Genomic DNA, 17,408 nt, shown 5'->3' with positions numbered 1-17,408 from the left:
CCGACCCCTCGGGCGCCGCTCCCCCACCCCCCACCTTCACGGAAACGGCACCCTCAGACACCCGCTTCACCCCGCGGAGCTGAACGCGTCGTTCATCTGCGCAGCCGCGTCCTTCGACGCCTCAGCCACGTCCTTCTTGCCGCTGACGACCTCCTGGAACATCGTCGGCAGCACCAGCGACGCGTCGATCTGCGCCCAGGCCGGCGAGGCGGGCACGAACTTCGTCCCGGAGGTCAGCGTCGTCACGAAGGGCTTGATGAACGGCTCCTCCTTGGCCGCCTCGCCCCGTACGTCGGTGTACGTCGGCAGGAAGCCCATCGCGTCGAAGAGTTCGCCCTGGGTCTGCTTCGAGGCCAGCCGCTTCATCAGGTCGACGGCGAGGGTGCGGTGCGTGGTGCTCTTCAGTACGCCGATGTTGTTGCCGCCCGCGAACGCCGGGGCGACCGAACCGGACTTCACGCCGGGCAGCGGTACGACCGCGTACTTGCCCTTGACCTTGCCGGCCTCCACGGCCGAGTGGCTGAAGTCGCCACCGATGGCCATGCCCGCCTTGCCGGCCGCGAACGCGGTGACCGTGTCGTTGCCGCCCATGCTCGCGCACTTGGCGGCGGGGCAGTTGTCGTCGCCGAAGAGCGAGGTGTACGCCGTGATGCCCTTCTGGGCGGCCGCGCTGTCGATGGTCGAGGCGTACGAGCCGCCCTTGCCCTCGGCTATCTCGCCGCCGTTGGCCCAGACGAAGGGCATCGCGCCGTAGGTGTAGGCGCCGCCGACGACGAGCCCGTACAGGTCGGGCTTGGCGGCGCGGATCTGCTTGGCGGTGGCGGCCAGTTCGTCCAGGGACTCGGGGACTTCGAGGCCGAGTTCCTCGAAGACGTCGGTGCGGTAGTACAGCGCGCGCACGCCGACGAAGAAGGGCGCCCCGTAGATCTTGCCGTCTACCGTCACGGACGTCTTGGCGGTGGGGTCGGAGTCCTTGGCCTCGGACCAGGCGTTGAAGTCCGCGGTGACGTCGGCGAGTCCGCCGTCCTTCACATAGCCGGCCGTGTCCGTGTTGCCGTACTCGATGACGTCCGGGGCGCTCTTCGGGTCGTTGAAGGCGGCCTTGATGCGCTGGGCGCGGGTCTCGACGGGGATGTACTCGACCTTCACCTTCGCGCCGTCGTGCGCCTTCTCGAAGGCGGCGACGACCTTGTCGACGACCTTCTCCTTCGGTTCGCTGCTCACCTCCTGGAAGAGCCAGACCCGGAGCGTGCCGGTCTTCTCGTCCTCCGCGGAGGAGGAGTTGTCGGAGGTCTGCGGGGCACAGGCGGTCAGCCCCGCGAGGGCTAGGGCCGCTACGGGCGCGGCGAGTCTGGCGGCGAACTTCATGGAGCATCCTCCGAGGGGGGGGAGCGGATCGTTGCATTCTCTGCAACGAGCGTTTTGCTCTCTACAACACCCGGAGGTTAGGGAGTACATGAACATGCCCACAAGAGGTCTCAACCACCTTGTGACCTCTTGCGGGCACGCAGAAGAGCTCGGGAGTACCCCGTGCGCCGACGGGTGCGGGTGGTATGTGGTTGCTCGCGCAGTTCTCCGCGCCCCTGAAAGACCTGGGGGCACACCCCTGCTTTCAGGGGCGCGAGGAACTGCGCGACAAGCCCCCACTCACCCGCACCCGCCGACGCCCGGGGTACTCCCGAGCTCTCAGGCGCACTGCTAAGCGGCGCGGCCAGGCCGCTACTTCTTGCCGTCTCCCTTGCCGCCCTCATCGCCGCCGCCGGCGAGGGACTCGAAGATCTCCTTGCACATGGGGCACACGGGGTACTTCTTCGGGTCGCGGCCCGGGACCCACACCTTGCCGCACAACGCCACGACGGGCGTGCCGTCGAGGGCGCTCGCCATGATCTTGTCCTTCTGGACGTAGTGGGCGAAGCGCTCGTGGTCGCCGTCGCCGTGCGACGTCTGCGGCGTCGGCTCGACGAGGGTCCCCGTACCAGTACCGCGCTCGGGCTCAAGAGTGCTCATGAGTGCAAGGGTACTGAAGCTCACAGGCATCAGTTGAGCGAAGGGTCGTCCGGGTACGTCGCCACCATCGCGAGGTCGTTGCGCTGGCGGCGCAGGACCTCACGCCAGAGCCGTTCGGGGGACGGGGAGGAGACGTCGCCGGGTTCCGACTCGACGACGTACCAGGCGCCCTCGACCAATTCGTCCTCCAACTGGCCGGGCCCCCACCCCGCGTACCCGGCGAAGATCCTGAGGGACCCCAGCGCGGAGGCCAGCAGCTCCGGCGGGGCCTCCAGGTCGACGAGGCCGATCGCGCCGTGGACGCGCCGCCAACCGAGTGGCGCCCGGTCCACGGAGCCGCCGCCGGGTATCACCGCGACACCGAGCGCCGAGTCCAGCGACACCGGGCCACCTTGGAAGACGACGCCCGGTTCGCCGGCGAGTCCCGCCCAGCCCTCCAGGATGTCGCCGACCTCCACCGGGGTCGGGCGGTTGAGGACCAGCCCGAGTGAGCCCTTCTCGTCGTGGTCGAGGAGCAGCACCACCGCGCGGTCGAAGTTCGGGTCCGCCAGGGCGGGTGTGGCCACGAGCAGCCGCCCTGTGAGCGAGGACACCTCGGTCATGCCAGACATGATCCCGCATCCTGCCCGGCTCGGGGAGCCAATGCCCGCAGCGATGCGCGTCGCAGCCATGAATCCAGGCCGGCGGCCCGCAGGGCGTCTTTCAGGGTGGTGGTGGGAGACGGGTGGCGCACAGGTGCGGACCCCGCGCACACCCCACGACGGTGACCCCATGTGCCCGACGGTGAACGGTTCGTGTTGTGGCAGACCTATGACGTGACTGAGAAGCACTTGGGCTTACGGAAGGGGGGTAGGCGGCGATTACGCTAGCTCTCCGGCCCACGCCGCACCGGCCTCCGCACAACGGGTCGGCCGGTCGGCCCCCCACGCCGAAAAGCCCTCTGCCCAACTCCACGGAACGCGAGATTCATGACCGTCAACGGCTCTGACGACGTACTGCTTGTACACGGCGGCACCCCGCTCAGTGGCGAGATCCGTGTCCGCGGTGCGAAGAACCTCGTACCCAAGGCCATGGTCGCCGCGCTGCTCGGCAGCGGTCCGAGCCGGCTGCGCAACGTCCCCGACATCCGCGATGTGCGGGTCGTGCGCGGGCTGCTGCAGCTGCATGGCGTAACGGTCCGCCCGGGTGACGAGCCGGGCGAGCTGGTGATGGACCCGACGAACGTGGAGAGCGCGAACGTCGCCGACATCGACGCCCACGCGGGTTCGAGCCGCATCCCGATCCTGTTCTGCGGCCCACTTCTGCACCGCCTCGGCCACGCCTTCATCCCCGGCCTCGGCGGCTGCGACATCGGCGGCCGGCCGATCGACTTCCACTTCGAGGTGCTGCGGCAGTTCGGCGCGAAGATCGAGAAGCGGGACGACGGCCAGTACCTGGAGGCGCCGCGCAGGCTGCGCGGCACCAAGATCGCGCTGCCGTACCCGTCGGTGGGCGCGACGGAGCAGGTGCTGCTCACAGCCGTCCTCGCGGAGGGCGTCACCGAGCTCTCGAACGCGGCGATCGAGCCGGAGATCGAGGACCTCATCTGCGTCCTGCAGAAGATGGGCGCCATCATCGCGATGGACACCGACCGCACGATCCGCATCACCGGTGTGGACTCGCTCGGCGGCTACAACCACAAGGCGCTCCCGGACCGCCTGGAGGCCGCCTCCTGGGCGTCCGCCGCGCTGGCGACCGAGGGCGACATCTACATCCGCGGCGCCCAGCAGCGTTCGATGATGACGTTCCTGAACACCTACCGGAAGGTGGGGGGCGCCTTCGAGATCGACGACGAGGGCATCCGCTTCTGGCACCCCGGCGGTCAGCTGAAGTCGATCGCCCTGGAGACGGACGTCCACCCCGGCTTCCAGACCGACTGGCAGCAGCCCCTGGTCGTCGCCCTGACGCAGGCCACCGGCCTCTCGATCGTCCACGAGACGGTCTACGAGTCCCGGCTGGGCTTCACCTCGGCGCTGAACCAGATGGGCGCGCACATCCAGCTCTACCGCGAGTGCCTCGGCGGTTCCGTCTGCCGCTTCGGCCAGCGCAACTTCCTGCACTCCGCCGTCGTCTCGGGGCCCACCCGCCTCCAGGGCGCCGACCTGGTCATCCCCGACCTCCGCGGCGGCTTCTCGTACCTGATCGCCGCTCTCGCCGCCCAGGGCACCTCCCGGGTCCACGGCATCGAGCTCATCAACCGCGGCTACGAGAACTTCATGGAGAAGCTCATGGAGCTGGGAGCCAAGGTCGAGCTGCCGGGCAAGGCGCTCGGCTAGACGGACCCGGCGGCCGGGGAGACACACGGCCGCCGGACAGCCGCCGGATACGCCTATGGGGCGGTCTCCCTGTCCGGGAGACCGCCCCACTGGCGTTCACCGGGTCTCGTACGCCGTCCGGCGTACGAGGGCCCAGCTCACTTACTTGCCCTTGGCCGCTTCCTTGAGCTTGCTGCCCGCGGAGACCTTCACGCTGTAGCCGGCCGGGATCTGGATCGGGTCGCCGGTCTGCGGGTTGCGCGCGGTGCGAGCGGCACGGTGGGTGCGCTCGAAGGTCAGGAAGCCGGGGATGGTGACCTTCTCATCGCCCTTGGAAACGATGTCACCGACGACCTCCGCGAACGCGGCCAGCACGGCGTCGGCGTCCTTACGGGTCACCTCGGCACGGTCGGCCAGAGCGGCCACCAGCTCACTGCGGTTCATGTTGTTACTCCCGTGTTCTTCTTGCCGTTGAGGCGGACCCGGGTCCGTCGTCAGACCCTCGCGCCCAGAAACGCATCCTGCACTCACCTGCGGCGGGAAAGCCAATCCGGAACCCCTGGGAGTCACATGAACACCCTTGGGAGTCACACGGAAAGCGCCACCATCGCCACGGCGGCGCTTCGTCCGCTCGCGGAGCGGACCGCAGGGCCAGGCAGGCCTGAGCTTGGCCGCCACACTAAAGGGCGGCGTGAGCCCGCCGGCCCCGCGACGCGCCGACGACGCGGGGCCGTGGCAACCGTCACAGCACGGCTCAGGCCGACACCGCCGCCTTCGCGGCCTCGCGCACCGCCCCGGCGACCGCGCCCGCGACCTTGTCGTTGAAGACGCTCGGGATGATGTAGTTCGCGTTCAGCTCGTCCTCGGTGACGACGGCCGCGAGGGCCTTCGCGGCAGCGAGCATCATGTCCGTGTTGACGGTCCGGGACTGGGCGTCGAGGAGACCGCGGAAGACACCCGGGAAGACCAGCACGTTGTTGATCTGGTTCGGGAAGTCGGAGCGGCCGGTGGCCACGACGGCCGCCGTCTGCCGGGCGACAGCGGGGTCGACCTCGGGGTCGGGGTTCGCGAGCGCGAACACAATGGCGTCATCCGCCATGGCGGCCACGTCGTCGCCGTCGAGGACGTTCGGGGCCGAGACGCCGATGAACACGTCGGCGCCGCGCACGGCCTCCTTGAGCGTGCCCGTGAGGCCCTCGGGGTTGGTGTTGTCGGCGATCCAGCGCAGCGGCGAGTCGGCGGCGGCGTCGACCAGGTCCGTGCGGTCGGCGTGCACGACACCGTGGATGTCGGCCACGACGGCGTTCTTCACACCGGCGGCGATGAGCAGCTTGAGGATGGCCGTACCGGCCGCGCCCGCGCCCGACATGACGACGCGGATGTCCCCGATCGCCTTGCTCGCCACGCGAAGTGCGTTCGTCAGGGCGGCGAGCACGACGATCGCCGTGCCGTGCTGGTCGTCGTGGAAGACGGGGATGTCGAGGGCCTCACGCAGCCGGGCCTCGATCTCGAAGCAGCGGGGCGCGGAGATGTCCTCCAGGTTGATGCCGGCGAAGCCGGGGGCGATCGCCTTGACGATCTCGACGATCGCGTCGGTGTCCTGGGTGTCCAGGCAGATCGGCCAGGCGTCGATGCCGGCGAACCGCTTGAAGAGGGCGGCCTTGCCCTCCATGACCGGCAGGGCGGCCATGGGGCCGATGTTGCCGAGGCCCAGCACGGCCGAGCCGTCCGTCACGACCGCAACGGAATTGCGCTTGATGGTGAGGCGGCGGGCGTCCTCGGGGTTCTCGGCGATCGCCATGCAGACCCGGGCCACGCCCGGCGTGTAGATCATCGAGAGGTCGTCACGGTTGCGGATGGGGTGCTTGGACGCCATCTCGATCTTGCCGCCGAGGTGCATCAGGAACGTACGGTCGGAGACCTTGCCGAGCGTCACGCCCTCGATGCCGCGCAACTGCTCGACGATCTCGTCGGCGTGCGCCGTGGAGGTCGCGGCGATGGTGACGTCGATGCGGAGCTTCTCGTGGCCGGAAGCGGTCACGTCGAGGCCGGTGACCGAGCCTCCGTGAGACTCGACGGCCCCGGTGAGCTGGGAGACCGCGGTTCCGCTCGCGGGCACCTCCAGCCGGACCGTCATCGAGTACGAGACGCTGGGCGCCGTTGCCATGGCCGACTTCCTCTGCTTTCGCTGCTACTGCGTTTGCCGCGTTTTGCGGTCCGATCGTCGCACCTACCGCCGGGTAGGCGTTAGCCGCACGGGATTGCGAACGTTTTGTTCTCCACGCGAAGAGGTCCACGTCACATTGACGTGGACCTCTTCTCCGTTCAGTGGCACCGACCCGCCATGCTCGCCTCGCGGCAAGTGGTCGCTCTGAGCGACGAAGGTTGGGCCCGGGGGCTTGGATCGAGCCGGTGCCACTGCCCAGGCTAACAAACAGATCCCGTAAGGCCATTCCCGTACCGCGAGTTCGTTGCGGGGATCTGGTCGGGGTGGGGTGTCAGTCGCGCAACAGGTCCGGGACCCCCGCCGCGTCCGGGTCGTCCCGCTCCGCCGAGACGATGGTCAGCTGCTGGGTGGCCCTGGTGAGGGCCACGTACAGCACGCGCAGCCCCGCAGGGGACTCGTCGGCGATCTCCGCCGGCGAGACCACCACCGTCGCGTCGTACTCCAGCCCCTTCGCCTCCAGGCTGCCGAGGGCGACGACGCGGTCGCCCAGGCCCGCCAGCCAGCGGGACGCCTCCTCGCGGCGGTTCATGGCGACGACGACGCCGACCGTGCCGTCGACCTGGTCCAGGAGGCGCGCGGCCTCCGCCCTGACCGTGCGGGCCTGGGTCTCCCGTACGGCAGCGACGAAGCGGGGCTGGACGCCGGTCGAACGGACCGCCGACGGGGACTGCGAGCCCGGCATGGCCAGCGCGAGCACCTTCGCCGCCAGTTCGGCGATCTCGGCCGGGTTGCGGTAGTTGACCGTCAGGGTGAAGCGGCGGCGGGGGCGGGAGCCGAGGGCCTCGTCGCGGGCCTCGGCCGCCTCGTCGGGGTCGGACCAGGAGGACTGGGCCGGGTCGCCGACGACCGTCCAGGTGGCGTGCCGGCCACGCCGGCCCACCATCCGCCACTGCATCGGGGTCAGGTCCTGCGCCTCGTCGACGATGACGTGCGCGTACTCGGTCCGCTCCTGCGCCAGCCGCTCGGCCCGCTCGCGCTGGGTCTCCTCGCGTACGGGCATGAGCTCCTCCAGGCCCGTGAGCTGGTCCAGCGGGTCGAGGTCGCGTTTCTTCCGGGGGCGGGCCGGGTGGCCGAGTACCGCCTGGAGTTCGTCGAGCACGGCGACGTCGTGGACCGAGAGGCCGTCCCGCTTCAGGGAGCGGGCGACGCGGCGGACCTCACCCGGGTTGAGGATGCGCCGGGCCCAGCGGCCGAGACGGCGCTCGTCGGCCATGGCGGTGAGGACCCCGCGCGGGGTCAGCTCGGGCCACCAGGCGTCGAGGAAGGCGATGAAGTCGTCCTCGCTCGTGATGTCCTCGTCGAAGGAGGAGCGCAGCTCGGCGGCGAGTTCCGGGTCGCTGTGGCGACCGTTGGCCCCTGAGCGGTCCCAGAGGGCGTCCAGGAGCAGTTTGCGGGCGCGGGGGCGCAGGAGGTTGACGGGGGCCGTGCCGCCGAGCGTGTTGTGGCGGATGCGGTCCAGGTCGGCGGCCTCCAGTTCGAGGCGGCGCCCGAAGGCGACGACGCGGAGCCGGTTGGGCGCGTCGCTCCGCTCCAGCGCGCCCCGTGCCGCCTTCCGCAGCACCTTGAGCATGCGGTACGAGCCCTTGGCGCGGGCCACGGACGGGGAGTCGTACAGCGTGGCCTCGGCGCCGTCGACCAGCGAGCCGATCGCGCGGATGGCGACCTGGCCCTCCTCGCCGAGGGACGGCAGGACGCCTTCGGTGTACGCCACCAGCAGCGGGGTCGGGGAGACGATCAGGATGCCGCCCGCGTACCGGCGCCGGTCCTGGTAGAGGAGGTACGCGGCCCGGTGCAGGGCCACGGCCGTCTTGCCGGTGCCGGGGCCGCCCTCGACATACGTCACCGAGGCGGCGGGGGCGCGGATGACCAGGTCCTGCTCGGCCTGGATGGAGGCGACGATGTCGCGCATGGTGTGGCTGCGGGCCTGGCCGAGGGCGGCCATGAGGGCGCCGTCGCCGATGACGGCCAGTTCGCCGCCGTCGAGGGAGGCCTTCAGCTCGGGGCGCATGAGGTCGTCCTCGACGCCGAGCACCTTGCGGCCCTTGGAGCGGATGACCCGGCGGCGTACGACCCGGCCCGGGTCGACCGGGGTCGAGCGGTAGAACGGGGCCGCCGCCGGGGCGCGCCAGTCGATGACCAGCGGCGCGTACTCGGAGTCGAGGACACCGATACGCCCGATGTGCAGGGTCTCGGCGATGTCGGCGGTGCTGTCGGGGCGGACGGCGCCCTCGGCCGCCTCGATGGCGGTGTACGCGCCGTCGGGGCCCTTCTTGCCGTCCTTCCCCAGCAGCAGATCGATGCGGCCGAACAGGAAGTCCTCGAACTCGTTGTTGAGACGGTTCAGATGGATGCCCGCGCGGAAAACCTGGGCGTCCCGCTCGGCGAGCGCACCGGGAGTGCCGACCTGACCGCGCTTGGCGGCGTCGTTCATGAGGAACTCCGCCTCGTGGATCTTCTCCTCAAGACGCCGGTACACCCGGTCCAGATGTTCCTGTTCGACGCCGATCTCCTTCTCACGTACCGAGTCGTGAGCGGAGTCGAGCGTTTCCTGCTGAACCTGAGCGGCCACCCGGGCCCCCTTCTGACGTGCTGGGCAGCCGTCCACCGTACGCGACGGTGGCCCTCCGGGGGAACAGCCGGGCCTGCGAGGCGCGCCCCGAATGTGGCCGGGCGCGCGGTTTCCCGCGCCCCGTGCCGGGGCGCGGGAAGGGATCCGCGCTTACGCGTCGACCTGTACGAGCTTCTTGCCGGAGAAGGTCAGTACCTCGAAGTGGTCGATCTCGTCCGGGGTGAAGGCGGCGCCGCCGTGGACGTAGAGCGGGTTCTTGGCCTGCTCGGTCTTGGCGTTCTTGATGCCGTAGCCCCAGCTCGGGACGGACCAGGAGGTGACGGTCTCGCGCTCGCCGTTCTTGCCGACGGCGATCAGCGAGCACTTCTCCGGGCCCTTGACGTTCTTCAGCTCCAGGACCGCGTGCGTGCCCCAGTCCTTGGATTCCATGCCTACGGTGGCGGTGACCTCGGTGGACGCGTCGGTGGAGGAGACCTTGTCCTTGGCCTTCATGTGCATGAAGGAGTCCTTGGCCGGGCTGACGGAGAGCGTGTTGCCCGTCTGCCCGGTGTCGTCACCGCCGCCCGCCGTCGCGAAGACCGCGGTCGGGCCGCCGACGATCATGGCGATGCCGGCCGCCAGCATGAAGAAGTTCCGTCGGCTCTTCTTCGCACGGTGCTGGACGACCTCGCCGACCAGCCGGTCGGAGAGTCCTGTGGTCGGTTTCGTGGCCAGGGACTCGCCGATCGCGGGTGTGCCCTGGGCGGCGGGCAGGTCCGCGAGCGCGGCCAGCATCGGTTCCATCCCGGCCAACTCGTCGAGCTGCTGGCCGCACCACTCGCAGGTGGCGAGATGCATCTCGAACTGAGTGGCTTCGGCGTCGTCCAGTATCCCGAGGGCGTACGCGCCGACGGTCTCATGGATGTTGTCTCCGGAACCTTCGACTCCTTGCACAGATCCGGGCATTCCCGGTCCATACCCCCCGTAGATGTTGCTCATGCCGTCACCCCGCGCTCCTCTAGAGCCAGCTTCATCGACCGCAGGGCGTAGAACACCCGGGAGCGGACGGTGCCACTGGGGATGCCAAGCGTCTCGGCCGCCTCATTGACCGTACGCCCTTTGAAATAGGTCTCGACCAGGACCTCCCTGTGAGCAGGGGTCAGGTCGTCCAGCGCGTCCGACAGTGTCATCAGCCACAACGCCTTGTCGATCTCGTCCTCCGCGGGGATGACCTCCAGCGGCGACGGGTCGACCTCCTGCGGCCGGGCCTGCCGGCTGCGGTGGCCGTCGATGACGATGCGGCGCGCGACCGTCACCAGCCAGGGGCGTACCGATCCGGTCGCTCGATTGAGCTGACCGGCGTTCTTCCAGGCCCGGATGAGAGTTTCCTGCACAACGTCCTCAGCGCGTTGGCGGTCGCCCGCGACCAGACGCAGCACGTACGCGAGCAAGGGTCCAGCGTGCTCGCGATACAGCGCGCGCATCAGCTCCTCGTCTGGCTCTGAGGGCTGTGATGCGCGATGTCGTGCCCTGTGCGGGCGTTCATCGGCCACAGCGGAATCCTTGCGCACGGCTACCTCCGGTGTCCGGGGGTTCCCCCAGTCGGTCGCTCACATCGGGATACGTAGGTAATCAGTTGTGTGTTCAGAGTTGAGACACAACTTTCTCGATTCAACTGGGTGCGGGTGGGGCTGCTGGGGGACAAGTGCAGCCATATCCGCCGTTAAACCGGCACGCATGGACGGGAATTGTGAAGACGCCTGAGTTGTGATGTGAAAAACAGCACTGCTGCTTCTTTACAGGTGGCGGGCGCTTGGCCAACTGGGCGGCCGAGTAAGGCAGATGGGCAATTCCGCGCCAAGTAGCGGAAGTGGGGCGCGTGGTGGCGGCTTCGGCGGCGGATCAGGCGGGGATCAGGCGCGGGCCAGGCCCGCGCGGCGGCGGTGCCTGGCCACGCGTTCGCGGTTGCCGCAGATCTCGCTGGAGCACCAGCGGCGGCGCCTGCCGCGGGACGTGTCGACGTACACGATGGGGCAGTTGTCGCCGGCGCACTGGCGCAGGCTCGCGCAGGCCGCCGGGTCGGTGAGCAGCTCCACGGTGTCCCGGGCGATCACGGCGAGCAGCGCGGCGCGGTCGGGGGCGTGGTCCAGGGCGCGGGTGAGGGCGCCGTCGTCCGCACGGACGGCCCGGGGGGCCGGAGTGGCCGCGCCGGCCAGCTCGTTGACCCTGGCCAGGGAGAGGTCGAAGGGGCGCGAGTCGGGCTTCCGGTCCGGTTCGGTGCGGACCAACTGGCCGATGTGACCGCGCAGTTCACGGAAGCCGACGAGCCACTCCGGGGCGATGTGGTCGAGCGGGGTGCCCTCGGGGACCAGTCCGGCGGCGGTGATCCAGTCGCGCAGCCGGGCCGCCGAGTCGAGTTGTTCCTCGGGGTGGGTCGTGGCGAGGAAGTCCAGACAGAGGTGGCCGCAGGCGAAGCGGGGGTCGTGTGCCATGTGCCTGTCACCGCCAGGGGTCGCCGCGTCCGGGGGCGTGCCTGTGGAGGTTGTACCCCGTCGAGTGGCGGGTCGCACCCGCTGTGGGGTTTGGGCGCCTTGGAGCTCGGGGGGGGCGGTTCGTTGGCGGGTGCGGGTTCGGTGGGGGCTTGTCGCGCAGTTCCCCGCGCCCCTGAAAGCGGGGGCTGCGCCCCCTGCTTTTCGGCCCGCAGGCCCGCAAGCCCACAAGCCCACAAGCCCGCAGGCCCACAAGCCCGCGGGCCCGCCGCCCCCACCGTCCTCAGTCGTCGGTCGTCAGTCGTCAGTCGTTTCCGTACTTCGAGTCCGCTGCCGGGTCCAGGGCCAGGCGGTAGCCGCGTTTGACGACCGTCTGGATGAGTTTCGGAGTGCCGAGGGCCGTGCGGAGGCGGGCCATGGCTGTTTCGACGGCGTGTTCGTCGCGGCCTGCGCCGGGGAGGGCGCGCAGGAGTTCCGAGCGGGCGACGACCCAGCCCGGCCGGCGGCAGAGCGCGCGGAGCAGGGACATGCCGGCCGGCGGGACGGGGCGCAGCGCGCCGTCGACGAGGACCGCGTGGCCGCGGATCTCGATGCGGTGGCCGGCGATGGGAAGGACGCGGGCGCGGCCCGGAAGCTCCTTGCAGAGGACCTGGACGAGGGGGCCGAGGCGGAAGCGCTCGGGCTGGACCGTGTCCACGCCGTGGGCCTGGAGGGGGAGGGCTGTCACGGGACCCACGCAGGCGGCGAGGACATCGTGGTTGAGGGCGTTGAGCAGCTCCGGGAGCAGGCCGCGGTCCTCGGCCCGGGAGAGCAGGGACGCCGCCGCCGGGGCGCTGGTGAAGGTCAGGGCGTCGACGCCTCGGCCGATCGTCGAGTCGAGGAGGCGGTCGACGGGGGTGATGTCCTCGGGCGGCATCCAGCGGTAGACGGGCACGCCCACCACCTCCGCTCCCGCGGCGCGCAGCGACTCCACGAAACCGGGGAGGGGTTCGCCGTGCAGCTGGACGGCGATACGGAGGCCCTCCACGCCGTGCTCCAGCAGGCGGTCGAGCACCTCCGCCATGGATTCGGAGGAGGGGGACCACTCCTCCGTCAGACCGGCGGCCCTTATCGCGCCCTTCACCTTCGGCCCGCGCGCCAGCACCTCGACGCCCCGCAGCCGGTCCAGGAGGGCCTCGCCCAGGCCCCAGCCGTCCGCCGCCTCGATCCAGCCGCGGAAGCCGATGGCGGTCGTGGCCACCACGATGTGGGGCGCCTGGTCGAGCAGGTCCTTGGTCGCGGCGAGCAGTTCGCTGTCGTCGGCGAGCTGCACGATGCGCAGGGCGGGCGCGTGCAGGACGGCGGCTCCGCGGCGCTGGAGCAGCGTCCCGAGTTCGTCGGCGCGGCGGGCTGCCGTGACACCCACGGTGAACCCCGCGAGGGGCCCGTGTTCCGGTTGCGCTGCCCGGTCCATGCGGTCCATCCGATCCATCAGATCCGTCCTGTCCGGTCGCTCGGCTCGATCTGATCCCTCGGGTCGCTCGGCTCGCTCGGGTTGCTCGGGTCGGTCGGCTCGCTCGGGTTGCTCGGGTCGCTGCTGTTCGTCGTACATGGCTCTCGTCCCGCACTCGAGTCGTTGTACCTGGTTTGGGGCACCTACATGCCGAACGAGCCTGTCAACGGTGCGTGACAGGCTCGGTTCGGGCTGATGTCGCTGGTGTTACGTCACACGTGTCACGGCATGGGCGATGTCACACCTCGGCGTAGCTGAGCTGCGGCTTCGCCTCTGTCGCGGCCGACGTCTCGGCGGCGGAAGCGGCCGGTCGGCGAAGGTATACGGCCCAGGTGACCAGGAAGCAGAGCCCGTAGAAGACGAGGAAGCCGACGAAGGCGCCGGTGCCGGAGCCGACCGAGAGGAAGGACTGGCGGAAGGCCAGGTTGATACCGAGGCCACCGAGCGCGCCCACCGCTCCGATGATGCCCATGGAGGCACCGGACAGCCGGCGCCCGTACGCGGCGGCCTCCTCGCCCTGAAGTCCCTTGGCGAGGGCCTTGGCCTGGAAGATGCCCGGGATCATCTTGAAGGTGGAGCCGTTGCCGAGGCCGGTGAGGACGAAGAGCGCGATGAACGCGGTGGTGAACAGCGGCAGCGACTTCTGCATGGAGGCGAGGACGATGACCCCGGTGGCGCCGGCCATGGCGACGTAGTTCCACAGGGTGATCTTGGCGCCGCCGTACTTGTCGGCGAGCGCGCCGCCCACGGGCCGGATCAGCGAGCCGAGCAGGGGGCCGATGAAGGTGACGTACGCGGCCTGCAGGGGCGTACGGCCGAACTGGGTCTGCAGGACGAGGCCGAAGGCGAAGCTGTAGCCGATGAAGGAGCCGAAGGTGCCGATGTAGAGGAAGGACATGATCCAGGTGTGGGCCTCCTTCACGGCGTCCTTGGCGGCACCGGTGTCGTTCTTCACGGACGAGAGGTTGTCCATGTAGAGCGCGCCGAGCACGGCGGCGATGACGATGAAGGGGATGTAGATCCCGAGGAGCACGCGCGGACCGCCGCTGGCTCCGATGACGGCGAGACCGATGAGCTGCACGACCGGGACACCGATGTTGCCGCCGCCCGCGTTGAGGCCGAGCGCCCAGCCCTTCTTACGGAGCGGGAAGAAGGCGTTGATGTTGGTCATGGAGGAGGCGAAGTTGCCACCGCCGATGCCGGCGAGCATCGCGCAGATCAGGAACGTGTTGAACGAGGTCCCCGGCTCCATCACGGCGAAGGCCGCGACGGTCGGGATGAGCAGCAGGCTCGCGGAGATGATCGTCCAGTTGCGTCCGCCGAAGATCGCCACCGCGAAGGTGTAGGGGATGCGCACGATCGCGCCGACCAGCGTCGCCATCGAGACGATGAAGAACTTGTCGGCCGGGGTGAGCCCGTACTCGGGGCCCATGAACAGCACCATCACCGACCACACGGTCCAGATGGAGAAGCCGATGTGCTCCGAGAGGACGGAGAAGAGGAGGTTGCGGCGGGCGACCTTCTCACCGGTCTCGTTCCAGAAGGCCTCGTTCTCCGGATCCCAGTGCTCGATCCAGCGGCCTCCCCTACTGGCGGCGGGGGCTGTGCTCGGGGCTGTCATGACGCCTCCACGGTTCTGCGGGCTCAAGTGGTGCACAGGGTGATGAGGGGTGATGAGTCCCGAAGGTAGGGAGGGCGCGTTTCCTGCCTGTGGCACCGAGTGACCGGAAAGGAACTTTGCTCTCACGAGCGGGTGACCCGGTCGGTGAGGAATCGGTGAGCGGAGCGTCATACCCTGCGGTCACGCCACCTTCGGCGCGGCCCGCATGCCAATGTAGGCGCACCGGGTGCCATCGCTGAGCGTGGCGAAGACCACAGGCATCCAGTCCTCGGCGAACGAGGCGCCGCCGCCCGCGCCGGCGAAGACCGTGTCCGACAGGGGCACGAGCTCCATCTCCAGGTCCGGCGAGTAGCCGACCATGCCGTCGACGAAGGCGTAGGTGAGGTGCGGTGTGCCGTTCCTCTCGCCGACCGTGATGACGACTCCCTCCCTCTTGTAGGTACCGGCCCAGGGCGTGATGTCCACGGCGGGCGGCCGCGCCGCCGGGGCGAACGGTGCGGGCATCGTGATTCCGGCCAGCTCCGCCATCAGCTCGCGCAGCAGGTCGGCGTAGAGGAGCCGGGAGGAGCCGCCGTTGGTGAGCAGCGCGACGGCGACGCCCTCGGTCGGCACGACGCGGAGGAAGGCGTACTGGCCGGTCGCGGCGCCGTCGTGCCCGTAACCCGGGACGCCGTCCCAGTCGTACAGCGTCCAGCCGAGGCCCCAGCCGTCGGCACTGACCGTCCACTTGTCGGGTACGTCGGTCTGGCGGGCCCGCATGGCCGTCACGGTCTCGGGGCGCAGGATCCGGGAGCCGTCGGGTGCCAGGCCGCCGTCGAGGTGCGCCTTCGCGTACCTGACCACGTCACCGGCGGTGGCGAGCACCCGGGCGCCCGGGCCGGCCGCGCGCGGCATCATGTCCCAGACCGGCGCCGGTAGCTGCGTACCGTCCTCCCCCGCCAGGTGCCCCATCGCCGCCCGGAACGGCAGCGCCTCCTCCGGCAGCGTCATCGTGTGCGCGAGACCGAGCGGCGCCAGCACCCGCTCCCTGAGCGCCCGGTCCCAGGTCAGCCCGGTCAGCACCTCGACGATGCGGCCGAGCACGACGTAACCGATCCCGCTGTACGACACCGCCGTACCGGGCGGGCAGTCCATCGCCACGCCCTTCGCGGCCTCGACGTATTTGGCGATCGCGTCGTCGCCGCGTCCCGTGTCTATGTGGAAGTCGCAGGTCAGGCCGCTGGTGTGGGACAGGAGCAGGCGGGGCGTGATGACCTCGGTGGCGGCCGGGTCGACCGTCGCGAACTCCGGCAGCACCTTCACCACCGGGACGTCCAGGTCGAGTGCGCCGGACTCCACCAGCTGCATCACGAGGGCCGCCGTGTAGACCTTCGCGATCGAGCCGAGCTGGAAGACCGAGTCCGTCGTCGCCTCCACGCCGGTCGCCCGGCTCAGCACCCCGCTCGCCCGTTCATGGACCTCGCCGTCGACGAGGAAGGCGAGGGTCGCGCCGGGGACGTCGTGGGTGGCGCGGAGGGTGTCGAGGCGGTGCTGCCAGTGGGCGAGGTCCAGGGTGCGGGTGGTCTGCGACATGGCTGTCCCCTTGGAGGAGTGGGTGGTTCATGCTCTGCCGCGCATCGTGCGGCCGGACAAGGAACACCGTACGCATTGCGCACGCTGTGCGCAATGGCGGTACGGCGTTCCACTCCGGACGCGAAAAGGGGCCTCCTGCGGCAGACGCCGTGGGCGGCCCCTCGACGTGCGGTTCTTCGGACGCGGGTCGCCAGGCCGTCGAGGAGCCATTGAATGGGCGCGGGCCGCTCGCACTCGGGCGACGGGGGGCACGGCCGGAGGGGGCGGAGGGGGCGGAGGGGCCGGAGGGGGCAGAGGGGCCGGAGGGGGCGGGGAGGGCAGAGGGGGCAGGGAGGGCGGGGAGGGCAGAGGGGCCGGGGAGGGCAGAGGGGCCGGAGGGGCCGGAGGGGGCGTAAGGAGGGTGGGGTTCCTGCGGCTCTCGGGCAGGCCGCGTCCCGGCTTCGGCGGACATGACGATGCGTACAGCGCACGACTGCCCGCACGCTGTACGACTGTCAGGCGCCGGCGGTCAGTTGCCCGCCTGGCCGTCCGCGCCCACCTCCGGGATCGCCGGGCCGGCGGTGGCGGTGGCGCCGAGCCTGAGCTGTTCGGTGATCTGCACGAAAGCCGCGCGGAGGTGTTCCGGGATGCCGAGGGCCGTCGCCGCCTGCTCGACGGAGATCGCGTCGCCGCCGGAGGCTGCGGCGGTGTCCGGAGGCGCGGGGGCCTGCGGCAGATCCTCCTCGGTCAGCTTGCGTGATCGGATCAGGACATCCCGGACCGGGATACCGAGAGCCCGGGAAAGGCCCCGCATCGTCTCCAGGTCAGGCATGCTCTGGCGCTGAAGCAGCCGGGTGATGGCCGCCCGGTGCACTCCCGCGTCCTCGGCCAGCTTGGTCTTGCCGCCGCCGCGCGGGCTGTCGATGTCGTAACCGCGTGTTCGCATCACGCCTTCTATCCAGGCCGCGAACTCGTCGATGTGTTCGGCATCGCTCTTCATGTGTGAACGCTCCCCTCAGCTCACCCCCACCTTAACGGTCGTGCGCACGCGAACTATGCAGTTGCGCGCACGCACGAGTAAAGGTTCAGTGAGGCCTTTTCGTCAATCCGGCCGCGATTCGGCCTAGATCCGGACCGGGGCCGGACCCGCCGCCGGACTGGCCGCCAGACCCGCCGGAC

The 17,408-nt window shown here is 70.1% G+C and carries 14 protein-coding genes; 1 reads left to right on the top strand and 13 read right to left on the bottom strand.

The genetic code is table 11. The features are described 5' to 3' along the window. Positions 1-66: 66 nt before the first annotated feature. From I8N67_RS15960 to I8N67_RS15950, 3 genes are all read right to left on the bottom strand, one after another. A complete protein-coding gene (locus tag I8N67_RS15960) occupies positions 67-1,368 on the bottom strand; it encodes an extracellular solute-binding protein (RefSeq protein WP_200303763.1) in 1,302 nt (433 codons plus the stop codon). Positions 1,369-1,719: 351 nt separating this feature from the next. Beyond that, positions 1,720-2,007, bottom strand: a complete 288-nt coding sequence (locus I8N67_RS15955) for a DUF3039 domain-containing protein (RefSeq protein WP_200303762.1) — start codon at positions 2,005-2,007, stop codon at positions 1,720-1,722. Positions 2,008-2,036: 29 nt separating this feature from the next. Beyond that, positions 2,037-2,609 (bottom strand): YqgE/AlgH family protein, encoded by a 573-nt coding sequence (locus I8N67_RS15950; RefSeq protein ID WP_200303761.1) that lies wholly within the window; start codon positions 2,607-2,609, stop codon positions 2,037-2,039. A 366-nt stretch (positions 2,610-2,975) separates the two neighbouring features. Here I8N67_RS15950 and murA point away from each other — a divergent pair, with 366 nt between their 5' ends. Beyond that, the gene (gene murA / locus I8N67_RS15945) at positions 2,976-4,322 is read left to right on the top strand and encodes a UDP-N-acetylglucosamine 1-carboxyvinyltransferase (RefSeq protein WP_200303760.1); all 1,347 of its coding nucleotides are present in this window, start codon (positions 2,976-2,978) and stop codon (positions 4,320-4,322) included. Positions 4,323-4,463: 141 nt separating this feature from the next. Here murA and I8N67_RS15940 read toward each other — a convergent pair whose 3' ends face one another. From I8N67_RS15940 to I8N67_RS15895, 10 genes are all read right to left on the bottom strand, one after another. Beyond that, positions 4,464-4,745 carry an HU family DNA-binding protein gene (locus I8N67_RS15940; RefSeq protein WP_004000874.1) on the bottom strand — a complete coding sequence of 94 codons (282 nt, stop codon included), beginning with the start codon at positions 4,743-4,745 and terminating at the stop codon, positions 4,464-4,466. 310 nt (positions 4,746-5,055) lie between these two features. Then, entirely contained in the window at positions 5,056-6,468 is a 1,413-nt protein-coding gene (locus I8N67_RS15935) for an NAD-dependent malic enzyme (RefSeq protein WP_200303759.1), read from the bottom strand. Positions 6,469-6,799: 331 nt separating this feature from the next. Continuing rightward, entirely contained in the window at positions 6,800-9,097 is a 2,298-nt protein-coding gene (locus tag I8N67_RS15930; protein WP_200303758.1) for a HelD family protein, read from the bottom strand. A 150-nt stretch (positions 9,098-9,247) separates the two neighbouring features. Then, complete coding sequence (locus tag I8N67_RS15925; RefSeq protein WP_200303757.1) at positions 9,248-10,042, bottom strand: anti-sigma factor family protein; 795 nt, start codon at positions 10,040-10,042, stop codon at positions 9,248-9,250. A gap of 29 nt (positions 10,043-10,071) precedes the next feature. After that, a complete protein-coding gene (locus tag I8N67_RS15920; RefSeq protein WP_013003188.1) occupies positions 10,072-10,647 on the bottom strand; it encodes a sigma-70 family RNA polymerase sigma factor in 576 nt (191 codons plus the stop codon). Between the two features lie 342 nt (positions 10,648-10,989). Then, positions 10,990-11,568: a CGNR zinc finger domain-containing protein gene (locus I8N67_RS15915; protein ID WP_200303756.1), complete on the bottom strand. Its 579-nt coding sequence runs from the start codon at positions 11,566-11,568 to the stop codon at positions 10,990-10,992. 301 nt (positions 11,569-11,869) lie between these two features. Next, complete coding sequence (locus I8N67_RS15910; protein ID WP_200303808.1) at positions 11,870-13,027, bottom strand: uroporphyrinogen-III synthase; 1,158 nt, start codon at positions 13,025-13,027, stop codon at positions 11,870-11,872. Between the two features lie 268 nt (positions 13,028-13,295). Beyond that, a complete protein-coding gene (locus I8N67_RS15905; RefSeq protein WP_200303755.1) occupies positions 13,296-14,678 on the bottom strand; it encodes a nitrate/nitrite transporter in 1,383 nt (460 codons plus the stop codon). Positions 14,679-14,858: 180 nt separating this feature from the next. After that, positions 14,859-16,250, bottom strand: coding sequence for a serine hydrolase domain-containing protein (locus I8N67_RS15900; RefSeq protein ID WP_234045768.1), 1,392 nt, complete (start codon positions 16,248-16,250; stop codon positions 14,859-14,861). Between the two features lie 508 nt (positions 16,251-16,758). Further along, positions 16,759-17,229, bottom strand: a complete 471-nt coding sequence (locus tag I8N67_RS15895; RefSeq protein ID WP_200303754.1) for a helix-turn-helix domain-containing protein — start codon at positions 17,227-17,229, stop codon at positions 16,759-16,761. Between the last annotated feature and the right edge of the window lie 179 nt (positions 17,230-17,408).

The organism is Streptomyces adelaidensis (assembly GCF_016598475.1).
GTDB lineage: Bacteria > Actinomycetota > Actinomycetes > Streptomycetales > Streptomycetaceae > Streptomyces > Streptomyces adelaidensis.
This window is presented reverse-complemented; position numbering and strand designations above follow the sequence as displayed.